The sequence below is a fragment of the Labrenzia sp. ATLA3 genome (assembly GCF_057180185.1).
Genome location: NZ_JBXUKV010000007.1, coordinates 1 through 15110 on the forward strand (window position 1 = coordinate 1; position 15110 = coordinate 15110).

Genomic DNA, 15110 nt, shown 5'->3' on the forward strand with positions numbered 1-15110 from the left:
GCAGGCAATCAATCAAAACCAACCCGACCAGCAGATGCAGACAGTAGCTTAATTTATGCCGAAAACTGTCCAATGATCGGGGAGTAGCTTACCGCTTCACCGCTCGGCAAGGTGCCGCTGCTAAAACTGGACGATGGACGCTATCTCTTTGAATCTGCCCCGATCGTCGAATTTCTGGATGAAACCCAACCCGGCCGGCTTCACCCGGACGACCCGGCAGACCGCGCCCGGCACCGGGCCTATGTGGAATTTGCCTCACAGATCCTGAATGGCATCGCCGCGCTCTACAATGCCAGGGACGACACCGGGTTTTATTCTGCCGGTGAAGCAGTTCGTGAAAAGTTTCGACATCTGGAAGGCGAACTTGATCCGAATGGCCCCTTCTTCGCCGGTAGATCCTTTTCACTTGTTGATGCGGCTTTCGCGCCGGTTTTCCGTTATTTCGATGTCTTTGACGGTTTTGCCGATCTCGGAACATTCGATGCCCTCGACCGGGTCATGGCCTGGCGCGCCAGCCTTTCGGCGAGACCTTCAGTCCAAAAAGCGGTCTCGAAAGACTATCCAAAGCTCCTCACCGTCTTTTTGCAAAAGCGCGGTAGCTGGATGTCCCATATGATTGATCTGCGCAGCCGAGAGAAGGCGCTCCAGGCTGCACACTAAAGTCTTTCGGCGCTGCCGGAGCCGCCCCGTCCACGTCAGGCGAAGGCAGCGCCCAGCTTGCTCAACTCGCCCTTCAGTTCAGCCCATTTGTTCGGCGTGGTCGTCAGCGTCGCCGGATCCCTGATTTCGACCTCATAGCCACGGTTCAACGCCCCCTTTGCGGTCAACTGCACGCAGTGGCAGGCATCAAGACCAACCAGAACCAGCCGGCCAATCCGTTTTTCCTCCAGCCAGGCTTCAAATTGTGGACTGGAAAAGCTGTCTCCAATCGATTTTTCGAAGACGGGGGCGCTGCCCACATCAACCGTCCGGTCGAGTTTCAGTCCGTCGCGCCCGGGTGTGCCGATACCGTCCGCAGCCATCTTCATCGCAGCGATAACCGGCCAGTCCCGAAAAACGTTCTTAATGAAAACCACCTGATGCCCCGCCATCCGATGCGCTTCTACCTGCCGGCTGATTTCAGCCAGTGCCGCATCTCTTTGTGCGGAATCGAATGCGTGTTTACCGCTGTTGCGGGTGAAGTCCTCTTGCACGTCAATCACCACGAGCGCCGTACCCGGCCGTATTGCCTTGTCGATGCGGGTGCCTTTTGTCGGCGTTCCTAGCCGCCTCAGGCAATAGACGACATAGGCAACAATGCCAGCGGCACAGAGACCGCTGACAATCCAGATACCGGTCATGTGACCTCTCCTGTTTGTGACATTATTCAAGCCCCCTGGGGCTGTCGGGGTCGTCCTCAAACGCGGCGAAATGATCCAGCATGGTGCACATGACGCGCTGCGTGGAGCGCAGATCGTCGTCCGAGAAGAGCTCGCAGACGGCATCGATCTCACTGTTCTCCCGCGCCCGGATCTCGCCGAACCTGTCGTGCCCCGCTTCGGTCAGGTCAAACAGCGGTGAGCGTTTGTGTGCCGGATTGGCGTGGCGCTCCACCAGCCCCTGCTCCTCCAGGGCGTTCATCAGAAGCTGGATCTGCTGGCGGGCGAGAAACAGCGCCCGGCCGATGTCAGGCACAGCCATGGGGCCTGCTTCCTCCAGCACTTCCATGACCGCGCGCATGCCAACGGTTACGCCCGTCCCATCCAGCTTCGCTTCCACCGCCCGCGCGAGGCGCCGGTGCACAGGACGTATCAGACGGATGATTTCGTAAAGCTCGACGGACTTCTTCATAGGCACCTCATTTGACAATTCTTATGTCATTTTGACATTTATATTGTCAATATGATTTTGAGTTGTCGACTGCGGAAGTGGCGCGAAAGCATTCGGTAAAGGTGCCGGCCACTTCCAGGTGAAGGGACAAATCGCATCCGTGTCTCTGCAAAAAGCGACGCGAAAACCCGCTCTTTGCTATCGCAGTCGAGCAGACGGTGAGCCGGGATGACGCACCGGTGGTTCGAAAAACAAAAACCCCGGCCGAAGCCGGGGTCTTCAAACACCTACCGATTGTCGCAAACGTTACTCGGCAGCTGCCGGGGTCACTTCGGCCGGAGCCGGTTCGGTCCACTTCAGGACCGGCTTGCGCGCGGCGCTGGTCTCATCCAGGCGGCGACGCGGAGCGAGATACGGCGCGCCGGAGAAGCGTTCCGTTTCACCGCGCTTGGCGCTCATGACGAGATCGCGCATGGTGGCCACGAAGAGGTCCAGCGCGGCCCGGCTTTCCGATTCAGTCGGCTCGATCAGCATTGCGCCGTGAACCACAAGCGGGAAGTACATGGTCATCGGGTGATAGCCCTCGTCGATCATCGCCTTGGCGAAGTCGAGCGTGGTAACGCCGGAGTCCTTCAGGAAGCTGTCGTCGAACAGCACTTCGTGCATGCACGGACGTTCGCCGAAAGGAAGGCTCATCAGGTCCTGCAGGCCGACGCGGACATAGTTCGCGTTCAGCACCGCATCTTCCGACGCCTGCCGCAGGCCGTCGGACCCGTGGCTCATCATGTAGGACAGCGCCCGCACATACATGCCCATCTGGCCATGGAAGGCGGTCATGCGGCCGAAGGGCTGCTCACCGTCCTTGGTAGCGGCTTCGGTTTCGACCAGTTCGAGGCCCTTGTCCGTCTTGCGGATGAAGGGCAGTGGCGCGAAGGGCGCCAGGCGCTCGGACAGGACCACCGGACCGGACCCCGGACCGCCGCCGCCGTGAGGCGTCGAGAAGGTCTTGTGCAGGTTGATGTGCATGGCGTCGACGCCGAGATCCCCCGGTCGGGCCTTGCCGACGATGGCGTTGAAGTTGGCGCCGTCGCAGTAGAAATAGGCGTCCGCCTTGTGGATCAGATCGGCAATCTGCTTCACGTCCCTTTCGAACAGCCCGCAGGTGTTCGGGTTGGTCAGCATGATGCCGGCAATATTGCCCTCGTGTTCGGCAATGGTCTTCTTCAGGGCTTCCAGATCGACAGTGCCGTCGTCCTTGGCCTCGATGCTGACGACCTTGTAGCCAAGCAGTGCCGCCGTTGCCGGGTTGGTGCCATGGGCGCTTTCGGGAACCAGCACGATCTTCGGATCGCGGCCGGCCGCCGTATGGGCCGCCTTGATCGCCATCATACCGCACAGTTCGCCATGAGCACCGGCCTTCGGGCTCATTGCAACAGCAGAGGTGTTGGTTGACACCATCAGCCAGTGGGCGAGCTCATCGATCAGGTCCAGCGCGCCGGGCACGGAGGAGACCGGCTGCAGCGGATGGATGTCGGCGAAACCCGGCAGGCGGGCCATCTTCTCGTTAAGGCGCGGATTGTGCTTCATGGTGCACGAGCCAAGCGGATAAAGACCGCTGTCGATGGCATAGTTGTTTCGCGACAGGCGCACGTAATGGCGCATGGCTTCCGGTTCGGCGAGACCCGCCAGACCGATCTCCGCGGTGCGCTTGAAGTCGCCAAGCTCAAACTCGGCGCTTTCGTCCTCGTCCAGATCGACACCGGTGGTTTCCAGCGAGCCGAATTCGAAGATCAGCGGCTCTTCCATGTCGAGACCACGGTTGCCGGTGAAGGTTTTCGGCCGGAAGGTCTCACCGACGTCGCCCGCTGCTGTCGGACGGCCTTGCGTGTTCATGCTCATGCCAGCACCTCCTTCAGCGCGTCCACAAAGGCCGCGCGGTCTTCATCCGTGTTGACTTCGGTCGATGCGACGACCAGCAGATTTGCCAGATCCTTGTTGCCCGGTTCCAGACGCGAAACCGGCAGGCCGGCGAGGATGCCGCGCTCGGCCAATTGCTCGACCACATCTTCCGCCACTTTCGGCAGGGCGATGGTGAACTCGTTGAAATAAGCAGAGTTCAGCACTTCAACACCGTGCACACCGGCAAGCAGTTTCTTCAGCTTCACCGCATTGCCGTGGTTGATGCGGGCGAGCTTGGTCAGCCCCGCCTGCCCCAGCAGCGACATGTGAATGGTAAAGGCAAGGCAGCAGAGGCCCGAGTTGGTGCAGATGTTCGACGTTGCCTTGTCGCGGCGGATATGCTGCTCGCGGGTGGACAGCGTCAGCACGAAACCGCGCTTGCCTTCCGCATCCACCGTCTCGCCGCAGAGCCGGCCTGGCATCTGGCGAACGTATTTCTGACGGGTGGCGAAAAGGCCGACATAAGGCCCGCCGAAATTGAGACCGTTGCCGATAGACTGACCTTCACCGACCACGATATCCGCGCCCTGCGTTCCCGCTGGTTCGATCAGGCCGAGCGAAACCACTTCGGTAAAGACGGCGATCAGCAGTGCCTTGTGCTGATGCGCCTTTTCCGCAATCGGCTTCAGATCGATCAGCTGGCCATAGAACGACGGCGACTGGACGACAACGCAGGACGTTTCGTCATCGATCTGGGACAGGATGTCTTCCGTGCCCGTCGGATCTGCCGGCAGGCTCACGACCCGGTCGCCCGCCATGTTGGACAGGCCTTCAACCACTTCGCGGTACTGCGGATGAAGCCCGCCGGAAAGCACGGCTTTGTTGCGCTTCGTCACCCGGTGCGCCATCAGCACGGCTTCACCGGTGCCGGTGGAGCCGTCATACATGGAAGCATTGGCGACATCCATGGCGGTGAGGCGCGCGACCTGGGTCTGGAATTCGAACAGGTACTGCAACGTGCCCTGCGTGATTTCCGGCTGGTACGGCGTATAGGAAGTCAGGAACTCCGATCGCTGGATCAGATGGTCGACCGTTGCCGGCACATGGTGCTTGTAGGCACCAGCTCCAACGAAAAACGGTACGGAACCGGCGGCCGTGTTTTTGGAGGCCATGGCGGAGAGCTTGCGCTCCACTTCCATTTCGCTGGCTCGTTTGGGAAGGTCGAGCAGACCTTTCATGCGAACGTCTTCGGGGATATCCGCAAAGAGTTCGTCGACAGATTTGACGCCGACGCGCGCAAGCATGTCGCTGCGGTCGGTATCGTTCAAAGGCAGGTAGCGCATCAGGCAGCTCCCAAGGGTTGATCTAAAAACGGACCGGCATGAACCACGATCTCATTTCATCATCCCGGGTGAAGGGAATGCGATCCTGGACCAGAGAGCCGACAGGCTCCCGGATACGGGTTCCCCGATCCCGGGTCGGCGCCATTGCGCCATCCGGGTGGACGGAGAAGAGAACTGGTTGCCATCCAGAGCATGGAACCGGCCACGACAGCGTGCGGCCGAGTCCGCAAATTCACGGTGCGACGAGGCGGAGCGGTTCGGGTTCCACAACGATCTCGCAGTTCACGGAGTTGGCGATGAAACAGACGTCATGCGCCTTTTCATGCAGATCCGTCAGCCAGGTCGGGTCCGGATTTTCAGCTGCAACCAACGTGATTGCAGGCCGCAGCACCACTTTCGAAATCGCCATCTTGCCCCGTGCCACGCGGCTCATCTGGCCCTGGGCCTGGTCGCTGTAGCTGGCGACGACGAAATTCGCCCGCCGCGCCAGATCCAGAAAGGACAGCATGTGGCAGGACGAGATAGCGGCGACGAAAGCCTCTTCCGGATCGACGGCGGCTTCTATGGCGTATGGCAGGGGCACGACTGTAGGCGACGCGCTTGCCGGGATCTCCAGACCACCGTCAAAACGCCAGATATGTCCTCTGGAATAAGCGTTTGCGGCATAGTCGCCGTCGCATGCCCATTCCACCTGTGCCGTGTAGTAGTGCCCTGCCATGAATTACAACGTCTCCACGTACGCCTTGTAGGCTGCCTCGTCCATGAGGTCGGACAGCTGATCCGAATTGCCGACGGTCATCTTGATGAACCATGCGGCGCCTTCCGGATCTTCGTTGACTTTGGCCGGTTCGTCCACCAGTGCCTCATTGGCTTCGACAACTTCGCCATCGATCGGCGCGTAGACTTCGCTGGCAGCCTTGACGGATTCGACGACTGCAGCTTCATCGCCCTGCGACAGTGCCTTGCCGGCTTCCGGCAGTTCCACGTAAACGACGTCGCCAAGCTGTTCCTGGGCGTAAGTCGTGATGCCGATGGTGGCGGAGCCGCCGTCAACGGCAATCCACTCGTGGTCTTTGGAATAATAGGTGGTCATTTTATGCGTCCGTTATCTGGAAAGAGTCATGCTTTGGGTTTGCGGTAATAGCGGTTCGGAACAAACGGCGTGTCCGCAACGGTGGCGGGCAGGCGCTTGCCTCTGACGATCAATTCAAGAGGCGTGCCGGTTTTGGAATGCTCAGTCGGCACATAGCCCATGGCAATCGGTGCGCCCACGGTCGGCGCGAAGCCGCCGGAGGTGACAGTGCCGACCACCGGCCCATCGGGCAACGCGATCTCGGCCCCTTCCCGCGCAGGTGCCTTGCCCTCGAGGCGCAGGCCGACGCGGACACGGCCCGGTCCGTTTTCAAGCTCTGCCTGAATGCGTTCGTCTCCGGGAAAGCCACCTTCTTCGCGCCGGCGTTTCTGCATGCAGAAAGTGATCGCGCCTTCGACCGGCGACGTCGTCTCGTCAATGTCGTGACCGTAAAGGCAAAGCCCGGCTTCCAGACGCAGACTGTCGCGGGCGCCAAGGCCAATCGGCTCGACCCTGTCGTCGGCCAGCAGCGCGCGGGCAATGGCTTCGGCGGCCCCGGCAGGCACGGACATCTCGACGCCGTCCTCGCCGGTATAGCCGGCACGGGCGACGTGACAGTCGATGCCGTCAAATTCCATCGGTGCCGCGGACATGAAGCCAAGGTCAGCCGCTTGTGGGGCATGTGCGGCGACGGCGGCGACGGCCTCCGGTCCCTGAACCGCAATCAGCGCACGGTCTTCAATCACGTCCAGTGTCACGTTTTCAGGCAATCTGTCGCGCAAATGGGCGTAGTCGACATCCTTGCGGGAGGCATTGACCACCAGCATCAGCTTGCCGTCCTCGTCTTCGGACAGCGGCCGGGTGACCATCAGATCGTCGATAATGCCGCCTTCGTCGTTCAGCAGCACCGTGTAGCGCTGACGGCCATGACCAAGTTCGACGAAGTTCGAAGGGGTAAGTGCTTCCAGCGCCCGGGCCGTCGTTTCGTGATCGGGGCCCGTCAGCAGGGCCTGGCCCATGTGGGAGACGTCAAAAAGGCCGGCCTTCGTGCGCGTCTGCTGGTGCTCGGCCATGATGCCGGCCTTGTATTGCACGGGCATGGAGTAGCCGGCGAACGGCACCATGCGTGCACCCAGTTCCACATGAAGGTCGTGAAGAGGCGTTTGTTTCAGATCTTCGTCTGCAACGGTTTCCGCCATGAACGGTCCTCGTATTCGGGGTTGCGCAGTCCCGAATCGGCCTCTGCAGGTCCTGATCCGTCTGCACCCCCTCTGTCCGAGTACCTGAGAGATTTCCCGCACGGCGCCTCAAGCACCTTGCGGTTACTCCTTCGGTGAGCAGTCCACAAACTCACTTGCGGAGCACTGCTTTCCAGAGCGTTGCAGTTCATGCGGTCCTTTTGCCTGAGAGTTTCCGGGGCGGTTGCTCCTTCGGCGCCAGGATCCTTTCACCCGGCCTCTCCCGCATAAACATTGACGTGTTTCCACGCCAATCGGGGGACGACCCCGATTAAGGCCGGATTGTGCGAGTCGGACATAGTCTTGTCAATATGCGACATGTGGCCCCCGCAATTTTGCCGGTGCAAATTTTAGGCACCGCCCTTCAGGCCACACGCGCCCGTCGACCCGCCGGTTTCAGACACCCGGGCGGGACCAGATCAAGCACCAGGGATGCGTGCGCTGTGCTGCCTTACCGGCGGCGGCCTTCATCAAAGCCAAAGATGACCTTGGCTTCCGCACCTGCCGGTATGGTGAATTTATCTTCGATCAGCGTCCAGGTTTCACTGGGGGAATTGGCCCCGAGCGTGACCGGAATTTTCAGGACCTCGGAACTGATCGGCTTCGCCCCGCTGCCACCGGGCACAATGGCGACACGGATCGGCAGGACCACTTCACCGCCTTTCCAGGCCGGACCGGACGTGACATCGCCGGACAGGCCCAGCTTCATGCGGCGGCTGCCGTCAGGCTGCTGCGTGCAGGTGTTGGCCCAATCCTTGACGGTTGCCTGGTACAGCAGCCCTTGAGGGTCGTTATCCTTGCCCCGGACATACTTGCGGATCAGATAGGTGTTGGATTGAAGCTGCAGCGAAGGACAGGTAACGGGCGGCGCGAACGTATCGGGCGAAATCTCGATCGGCTCCTGACCACCGGAAATCACTTTGCCCGCAACACCGTCAGCGGCGCTCATACACCCCGCCAGAGCCACGGCGGACAGGCCCACGGCCAGAATTGTCTTCAGGGTCTTGCCGGAGACGGCGTGAATCGCACTGATCATCTTCATTCCATAAAATGCAACACTTGTCGGCGGAGCTTCATAGCAGGTGCGGAATTGCTTGGCGAGGCTTGTCAAACGCAAACCTTCAAGCAGCTCATTGTGGCTGAATTGGTTCAGCTTGCCGCACATCCCTTGACACGACGCGACTGCAAGCCCTTATTGCGCTCAGAAACGTTCCTCGAAAGAGCATGATGACCGAGAGCAGACAGGAAAAAACACCGCTTGCCATTCACCTGTGCGCGCCCCGCGGGTTTTGCGCCGGCGTTGACCGCGCGATCCAGATCGTGGAACTCGCCCTGGAGAAATACGGCAGTCCGGTCTACGTCCGTCACGAAATCGTGCACAACAAGTTCGTCGTCGACGGGCTGAAGGCCAAAGGTGCTGTCTTCGTGGAAGAGCTGGAGGAAATTCCGGCCGGGGATAGAGACAGGCCGGTTATCTTCTCGGCGCACGGTGTGCCGAAATCCGTGCCGGAAGACGCCCAGAACCGCAAGATGTTCTACCTGGATGCCACCTGCCCGCTGGTGTCGAAAGTTCACAAGGAAGCGGAAATCCATTTCCGGCGGGACCGGGAGATTCTGCTTATCGGTCACGCAGGCCATCCCGAAGTGATCGGCACCATGGGCCAATTGCCGGAAGGCACCGTCAGCCTGATTGAGACAGAAGACGACGCGCGCGCCTTCACGCCGAAGACCGACCGCCCCCTCGCCTACATCACCCAGACCACCTTGTCCGTGGACGATACCGCCGGCATCGTCGCCGTGCTGCAGGATCGGTTTCCGCAGATTGTCGCTCCGCACAAGGAAGACATCTGCTACGCAACCACCAACCGGCAGGAAGCGGTCAAGCATGTGGCGCCCAAGGTTGATGCGATGATCGTTGTCGGTGCCCCGAATTCGTCAAACTCCCAGCGCCTGCGCGAAGTTGCGGAACGGGGCGGCTGCAAGACGGCCGTGCTGATCCAGCGCGCAAGCGACATTGACTGGCGGAACTTCGAAAACATCACCTCGTTGGGTCTGACAGCGGGTGCATCGGCCCCCGAGACTCTGGTAGAGGAAATCATCGCGGCCTTCGCCGACCGGTTCGACGTCAAGGTCGAGACGGTTCGCACTGCCGAAGAAACGATTTCCTTCAACCTGCCGCGGGAGCTGCGCGACATGATCGACGCCTCCCAGGCCGCCGCCGGATAACCCCATGGCTGTTTATACCGAAGTTACCGATGAGGAACTGAACGACTTCATCGGCAGCTATGATGTCGGGCGCCTGCTGTCCTTCAAGGGCATTGCCGAGGGTGTCGAGAACAGCAACTTCCTCGTCCACACCGATAAGGCGTCCTACATTCTGACGCTTTACGAAAAGCGCGTGAACCCGGACGATCTGCCGTATTTTCTGAACCTGTTGCAGCATCTGGCTGCAAAGGGTCTGTCCTGCCCGACCCCCGTCCCCTCAAGGGACGGCAAGCTTCTGGGCACGCTCGCCGGACGGCCGGCGGCACTCGTCACCTTTCTGGACGGCATGTGGGTCAAGCGGCCCAGGGTCGACCATTGTGCCGAGCTTGGCAGGGCCATGGCAGAACTGCATCTGGACGGCGCCGACTACGACGGCTTCCGCAAGAATGCGCTCGACGTCAGCGGCTGGCGTCCCCTTTTCGAGCAATGCGGTGTGCGCAGCGATACGGTTCATCCCGGACTCGGCATCGAGATCGCGAGCGAACTGGCTCATCTTGAGAAGGTCTGGCCGAAGGATCTTCCGGGTGGCGTGATCCATGCGGATCTGTTTCCGGACAACGTGTTCTTTCTCGGTAACGAGCTCTCCGGGCTGATCGATTTCTATTTCGCCTGCAACGACGCCTTCGCCTATGACATTGCCATCTGTCTGAACGCCTGGTGCTTCGAGCTGGACATGTCGTTCAACGTCACCAAGGCGAAGGCGCTGCTCAAGGGGTATTCCGCTGTGCGGCCGTTGAGTGAGGCCGAATATGATGCTCTACCAACCCTTTGCCGCGGCGCTGCACTGCGCTTTCTATTGACGCGGCTTTACGACTGGCTGAGCGTTCCGGAAGGGGCGCTGGTGACGCCGAAGGATCCGATGGAGTACCTGAAGAAGCTTCGCTTTCACCAGAGCGTTTCCTCCGCCGAAGCCTATGGGTTGGAGCGATGACGGAAAACACCAATCGGGTCACGATCTATACGGACGGCGCCTGCTCCGGCAATCCGGGGCCTGGTGGCTGGGGAGTGATCCTGCGGTTCGGGGAGCACGAGAAAGAGCTTTCCGGCGGCGAGGCGGAAACCACCAACAACCGCATGGAGCTGATGGCCGCCATCGAGGCACTGAATGCCCTCAAGCGCCCCTGCGCGGTCGACCTTTATACCGACAGCACCTATGTGCGCAGCGGCATCAAGGAATGGATGTATGGCTGGAAGCGCAAGAATTGGCGCACGGCTGCCAACAAACCGGTAAAGAACGCGGATCTCTGGCAAGCCCTTGACGCTGCGAGGGAACGTCACGACGTGACCTGGCATTGGGTCAAGGGACATGCCGGTCATCCGGACAATGAACGTGCGGATGAACTGGCGCGCGGCGGAATGGCTCCGTATAAGAACGGCGCATAAACAAATCCTGTCTCATGTGCAGAGGATTTTGAGTGAGACTTTTCGGGTGGTCCGGCGCAGCAGCAGTGCGCACAATGGTTCCGGATATGGCCGGAAAGGTGCTGATTATTGCCAATCCGACCTCGGGTGGCTACAACGCCGAGCTTCTGGATGACGTGCGTAACCGGCTGGAAGATCTCGGCTGCAAGACCGAGATCCGGCTGACCCGTCGCGCCGGTGAAATCGGCGACATCTGCTCCGATCCCTCATTGCCCGTGCAGACGCTTGTGGTCGCCGGAGGTGATGGCTCCGTCAACGAGGCATTGACCGGGTTTCAAAACCATCCCGCCCCGCCACAATTGGGCATCATCCCCTTTGGCACCGCCAACGTGCTGGCGCTGGAACTTGGCCTGCCACGCACCGCGAAAGCGATCGCTGCCTTGATCCGGCGCGGCAAGACCCGGCAACTGCATTACGGTCTCGCCAACGGCAGGCCTTTCGTCCTGATGGCGTCCGCCGGATTCGATGCGGAAGTCGTGCACGCCGTGCCGTTGTCGCTGAAGCGGCGTCTTGGCAAACTCGCCTATGTCATCACGGCCCTGCGCACCGGTTTCAAGCGCAAGAGCGCTTCGCTGAAAGTGGTCCTGGATGGCGAAGAGCTGACCGGCAAGCTGGCCGTTGCCAGCAATGCCCGCCACTACGGCGGCCCTTTCATCATTTGCCCCGGCGGGGCGACAGATCCGGGCCTTCATATGCTGGTTCTGGAAAGAGACGATCCCTGGTCGTCCTTCTGTTACGGCGTCGCGCTCCTGATGGGCCGCATTCACAAGGCGAAGGGTGCGCTGGTACGTCCCTTCACATCCGCATCCATTCTTGCAACAGGCGCCGTCGCCGCGCAGGTGGACGGCGATCCCTTCGGAGCGACGCCGCTGGAAATCCGCCAGACGGACAAGACAGTGCCCATTCTGGCACCTTGACGCGATAACCGCGCGGCAACGTGCCCTCGGCTTCCAAACCCCACAGTACCAAACCAACTCCGCCGTGATTGCAGGGCTTGACGCTGCTTATCCATCCCATGACCGCCCCTACCCGAGGCCTCAGCCAAGGGAGAGCCAATGGCATCAAGGAGCGAGCGGAATGCAGGTTCGCTCGCAATTGTTCCAGAAGGCACTATTACCCGAAGAAACAGATGCCGGGGAACATCAAGCCGTTTCGGCTTGCGCCGGCATCTTGCGCAGGATCTTGGTGGCTTCCGCCGCCGTTACCGCTTCACCGAAATAGAAGCCTTGAGCGTATTCGCAGCCGAGCTGGTAAAGCTCCAGCGCATCATTCTCGCTCTCCGCTCCTTCGGCGACAACCGACATGCCCAGGTCGTGGCCCATCGCGACGATTGTCCTGAGCAGCACGGGCCGCGCGGACGAGCCGTTCGGTTTCACGAAGGACTGGTCGATCTTGATCGTGTCGAACGGGAAACGCTGCAGATAGGACAGCGAGGAATGCCCGGTGCCGAAGTCGTCCAGCGACAAGCCCGCACCGAGCCCGCGCAGGCGCTCAAGCACCTTGGCGGAATATTCCGGATTGGACATGACCAGCGATTCCGTCAGTTCCAGCTTCAAGGTGCCCGGAGTAAGTGACGTCCTCGACAGGACCGCCTTCACGTCGTTGATCAGATCCTGCTTCAGCAGTTGGCGGGACGAGAGATTGACCGACGCAAACAGCGGCTGCGGCATCGGGAACTCGCGTTGCCAGAAGGCCAGCTGCTGCGCGCCCTTGTCGAGCATGTAGATGCCCAGCTCGTTGATGAGGCCGGACTGTTCGGCGACCGGAATGAACTCCGACGGCGAAATCTTGCCGCGCTTTGCGTGGTTCCAGCGCGCCAGCACCTCGAAACCGGCCACGGACTGGTCTTCCAGCCGGATGATCGGCTGGAAATAGACACCAAGCGTTTCCTTCTTGATCGCTTCACGCAGATCGGCTTCCAGATCGATGATGTTCTTGTCCAGCGGGCGGAGGATCGGACGGAACACTTCCTGGCGATCGCCCCCCAGACGCTTGGCGTGATTGAGCGCGATCTCCGCATTGGTGACCATGTCCTCCACCGCCTGCTTGCCGCCCTCGAAGAAGGCGATACCAACGGAGCAGGTCAGGAAGATTTCGCGGTCGCCGAAGGTGATCGGAGCACGGACTGCCTTGCGAAGCGAATCCGCCAGCGCGACGATCCGGTCCGGCTCCTGCTCGGACAGGAGAACAAGGCCATATTGGTCGCCGGACAGGCGGCCGAGCGTGTCCTGCTGACCGATGAGGCGGCCGAGCCGACGGGCGACCGTCAGCAGAATGCTGTCACCGGCGGACAGACCGATGCTGTCGTTGACCTGCTTGAACCGGTCCAGATTGAGCACGAGCAAGGTCGGCTTGGTGGTTTCCTCCGCTCGCGACCGGATGACGCTGGTGCGCAAACGGTCAACGAACAGCTCCCGGTTCGGCAGGCCGGTCAGATTGTCGTGGACGGCGTCGTGCAGCAGGCGTTCTTCCGCCGTGCGTTCCTCGGTCACGTCCAGCAGCGTGCCGACGCAGCGGATCACCTCGCCATCGGAGCCGATAATCGGACGGGCCCGCAGGCGGAACCAGCGGAAATGGCCGTCCTCGGAACGCAGGCGGAAGGTTTGCGTTACCTTGCCACGGCGCTGATCGATGACCGCGTCCAGCGTTGCCCGGAACCGGTCGCGATCCTGCGGATGGAGGATATCCAGCCAGTCGCGCGCAGGTCCTTCCAGGGTGCCACGCTTCAGGTTGAGCAGGTCCTCAACCTCATTGCCCGTGTAGATGCGGTCGCGGTCGATGTCCCAGTCCCAGATGATATCGCCAGCCCCAGTCAGGGCCAGGGCCTTGCGTTCGACATCGGAAATCAGGCCTTGCGCAATCGCACCACCGGCAAAGGCGTGCTGCATCACCGTGAAGCCGATCAGCAAGACGATAAGGACGAGTCCCCCGCCAAGGGCCGGCTGAACGATGTCGTTGGACAAATATCCGGTCACGGTCATCGCCGCCCCGACCAGCCAGGCCATCAGAAGGCACCAGGTTGGGATCAGAAGAATGGCGCGGTCGTACCGCTGGAAGGCAAGCACGGCGATGGTGACGAAGCCGAGAATGCCGATCACAGCGAGTGCCAGACGGGCGATACCGGCGGCAATCGACGGGTCCCAGACGGCGACGCCCAGCAGACCCAGAATCAGGATCAGCGTCGTCAGAGCCAGATGAGAGTAGTGAATGTTCCAGCGGTTGAGATTGAGATAAGCGTAGAGAAAGATGATCAAACTGGCCGCGAGCATGACCTCGGCACAGGCGCGCGCAAGCTGGCTGCCGCCTCCTTCCAGATTGAACACCATGCCCCAGAAGCCGAAATCAATGCACAGATAGGCCAGAACCGACCAGGCAAGCGCCGCGGTGGCCGGGAACATGACCGTGCCCTTGACCACGAACAAGATGGTGAGGAACAGGGCCAGAAGTCCGGAAATGCCCAGAATGATGCCCCGATAAAGCGTGTAGGCGTTGACGGTTTCCTCGTAAACGTCCGGTTCCCAGACCCTGATTTCCGGCAGGTTCGGCGTCGTCATTTCCGCAACGAAGGTGACGATGGACCCCGGGTCGAGCGTTACCAGGAAAACATCGGCTTCAAGACTTTTCTGGCGTTCCGGGGCGATGCCCTGGCTCGGTGTGATCGCCAGGATGCGCGAGGAGCCAAGGTCCGGCCAGAACAGGTCGGAGCCAACCAGCTTGTAGTTGGGGGCAACGATCAGCCGGTCGATCTGTTCATCGCTGGTATTGGCCAGCGCGAAAACCGCCCAGTTTGTGTTGGTGCCTTCACGCGATGGAACCTCGATGCGGCGTACGATGCCGTCCGCACCCGGCGCAGTCGACACCTGCAGGCGGGTTCCGGCCTCGCGATGCAGGTCGACGGAATTGGTAATATCCAGCGCTTCGACATCGATCGGAACAGGGATCGGCTCCAGCGCCCGCGCGGGCAGGCTGCCAAGCAACGTTGCAAACAACGCCAGAGCAATGACAAGGTTTCTGAACACGCTTCTTATCGGATCCGGTATCATAATCGACATGGGGCGAAGA

Annotated in this window: 14 protein-coding genes, 1 pseudogene and 1 riboswitch; of the genes and pseudogenes, 6 read left to right on the forward strand and 9 right to left on the reverse strand. The window is 60.7% G+C overall.

Features of this window, described 5'->3' with window-relative positions:
- Positions 1-105: 105 nt before the first annotated feature.
- Both AC2A6O_RS19155 and AC2A6O_RS19160 read left to right on the forward strand, forming a co-directional pair.
- A pseudogene (locus tag AC2A6O_RS19155) lies at positions 106-186 on the forward strand (glutathione S-transferase N-terminal domain-containing protein); the annotation flags it as partial.
- A 57-nt stretch (positions 187-243) separates the two neighbouring features.
- Positions 244-660, forward strand: coding sequence for a glutathione S-transferase family protein (locus tag AC2A6O_RS19160; protein WP_498930145.1), 417 nt, complete (start codon positions 244-246; stop codon positions 658-660).
- A gap of 35 nt (positions 661-695) precedes the next feature.
- Here the strand turns inward: AC2A6O_RS19160 and AC2A6O_RS19165 are convergent, their stop codons facing one another.
- The 8 genes from AC2A6O_RS19165 to AC2A6O_RS19200 form a co-directional block, all read right to left on the reverse strand.
- Complete coding sequence (locus tag AC2A6O_RS19165) at positions 696-1340, reverse strand: cysteine hydrolase family protein (protein ID WP_498929478.1); 645 nt, start codon at positions 1338-1340, stop codon at positions 696-698.
- A gap of 22 nt (positions 1341-1362) precedes the next feature.
- Positions 1363-1830, reverse strand: a complete 468-nt coding sequence (locus tag AC2A6O_RS19170; protein ID WP_498929480.1) for a MarR family winged helix-turn-helix transcriptional regulator — start codon at positions 1828-1830, stop codon at positions 1363-1365.
- A gap of 285 nt (positions 1831-2115) precedes the next feature.
- Positions 2116-3708, reverse strand: coding sequence for an aminomethyl-transferring glycine dehydrogenase subunit GcvPB (gene gcvPB / locus AC2A6O_RS19175; RefSeq protein ID WP_498929482.1), 1593 nt, complete (start codon positions 3706-3708; stop codon positions 2116-2118).
- Entirely contained in the window at positions 3705-5051 is a 1347-nt protein-coding gene (gene gcvPA / locus AC2A6O_RS19180) for an aminomethyl-transferring glycine dehydrogenase subunit GcvPA (protein ID WP_498929484.1), read from the reverse strand. The genes gcvPB and gcvPA overlap by 4 nt, the downstream gene beginning before the upstream one ends.
- 232 nt (positions 5052-5283) lie before the next feature.
- The gene (locus AC2A6O_RS19185; protein WP_498929486.1) at positions 5284-5769 is read right to left on the reverse strand and encodes an OsmC family protein; all 486 of its coding nucleotides are present in this window, start codon (positions 5767-5769) and stop codon (positions 5284-5286) included.
- Between the two features lie 3 nt (positions 5770-5772).
- The gene (gcvH, locus tag AC2A6O_RS19190) at positions 5773-6144 is read right to left on the reverse strand and encodes a glycine cleavage system protein GcvH (protein WP_498929488.1); all 372 of its coding nucleotides are present in this window, start codon (positions 6142-6144) and stop codon (positions 5773-5775) included.
- A 26-nt stretch (positions 6145-6170) separates the two neighbouring features.
- Positions 6171-7322, reverse strand: a complete 1152-nt coding sequence (gcvT, locus tag AC2A6O_RS19195) for a glycine cleavage system aminomethyltransferase GcvT (RefSeq protein WP_498929490.1) — start codon at positions 7320-7322, stop codon at positions 6171-6173.
- A gap of 182 nt (positions 7323-7504) precedes the next feature.
- A riboswitch (glycine riboswitch) is annotated at positions 7505-7597 on the reverse strand.
- Positions 7598-7812: 215 nt separating this feature from the next.
- Complete coding sequence (locus AC2A6O_RS19200) at positions 7813-8397, reverse strand: hypothetical protein (protein WP_209001144.1); 585 nt, start codon at positions 8395-8397, stop codon at positions 7813-7815.
- Between the two features lie 188 nt (positions 8398-8585).
- Between AC2A6O_RS19200 and ispH the strand changes: the two genes are divergently transcribed.
- The 4 genes from ispH to AC2A6O_RS19220 are packed head-to-tail and all read left to right on the forward strand — an operon-like array spanning position 8586 to position 11965.
- Positions 8586-9587, forward strand: a complete 1002-nt coding sequence (gene ispH / locus AC2A6O_RS19205) for a 4-hydroxy-3-methylbut-2-enyl diphosphate reductase (protein WP_498929492.1) — start codon at positions 8586-8588, stop codon at positions 9585-9587.
- Positions 9588-9591: 4 nt separating this feature from the next.
- Positions 9592-10557 carry a homoserine kinase gene (gene thrB, locus AC2A6O_RS19210; RefSeq protein ID WP_498929494.1) on the forward strand — a complete coding sequence of 322 codons (966 nt, stop codon included), beginning with the start codon at positions 9592-9594 and terminating at the stop codon, positions 10555-10557.
- Complete coding sequence (gene rnhA, locus AC2A6O_RS19215; protein ID WP_148585213.1) at positions 10554-11009, forward strand: ribonuclease HI; 456 nt, start codon at positions 10554-10556, stop codon at positions 11007-11009. Before thrB ends, rnhA begins: the two co-directional genes overlap by 4 nt.
- 32 nt (positions 11010-11041) lie before the next feature.
- Complete coding sequence (locus tag AC2A6O_RS19220) at positions 11042-11965, forward strand: diacylglycerol/lipid kinase family protein (RefSeq protein ID WP_209001145.1); 924 nt, start codon at positions 11042-11044, stop codon at positions 11963-11965.
- A 225-nt stretch (positions 11966-12190) separates the two neighbouring features.
- On the opposite strand, the gene AC2A6O_RS19225 is transcribed toward AC2A6O_RS19220, so the two are convergent.
- Positions 12191-15100 carry an EAL domain-containing protein gene (locus AC2A6O_RS19225; RefSeq protein ID WP_498929496.1) on the reverse strand — a complete coding sequence of 970 codons (2910 nt, stop codon included), beginning with the start codon at positions 15098-15100 and terminating at the stop codon, positions 12191-12193.
- Positions 15101-15110: the final 10 nt, after the last annotated feature.

Excerpts from the sequence above, each read along its gene's own strand:
- AC2A6O_RS19165 (WP_498929478.1), bottom strand. The coding sequence starts at position 1,340 with ATGACCGGTATCTGGATTGTCAGCGGTCTCTGTGCCGCTGGCATTGTT.
- AC2A6O_RS19170 (WP_498929480.1), bottom strand. The coding sequence starts at position 1,830 with ATGAAGAAGTCCGTCGAGCTTTACGAAATCATCCGTCTGATACGTCCT.
- gcvPB (WP_498929482.1), bottom strand. The coding sequence starts at position 3,708 with ATGAGCATGAACACGCAAGGCCGTCCGACAGCAGCGGGCGACGTCGGT.
- gcvPA (WP_498929484.1), bottom strand. The coding sequence starts at position 5,051 with ATGCGCTACCTGCCTTTGAACGATACCGACCGCAGCGACATGCTTGCG.
- AC2A6O_RS19185 (WP_498929486.1), bottom strand. The coding sequence starts at position 5,769 with ATGGCAGGGCACTACTACACGGCACAGGTGGAATGGGCATGCGACGGC.
- gcvH (WP_498929488.1), bottom strand. The coding sequence starts at position 6,144 with ATGACCACCTATTATTCCAAAGACCACGAGTGGATTGCCGTTGACGGC.
- gcvT (WP_498929490.1), bottom strand. The coding sequence starts at position 7,322 with ATGGCGGAAACCGTTGCAGACGAAGATCTGAAACAAACGCCTCTTCAC.
- AC2A6O_RS19200 (WP_209001144.1), bottom strand. The coding sequence starts at position 8,397 with ATGATCAGTGCGATTCACGCCGTCTCCGGCAAGACCCTGAAGACAATT.
- ispH (WP_498929492.1), top strand. The coding sequence starts at position 8,586 with ATGATGACCGAGAGCAGACAGGAAAAAACACCGCTTGCCATTCACCTG.
- thrB (WP_498929494.1), top strand. The coding sequence starts at position 9,592 with ATGGCTGTTTATACCGAAGTTACCGATGAGGAACTGAACGACTTCATC.
- rnhA (WP_148585213.1), top strand. The coding sequence starts at position 10,554 with ATGACGGAAAACACCAATCGGGTCACGATCTATACGGACGGCGCCTGC.
- AC2A6O_RS19225 (WP_498929496.1), bottom strand. The coding sequence starts at position 15,100 with ATGTCGATTATGATACCGGATCCGATAAGAAGCGTGTTCAGAAACCTT.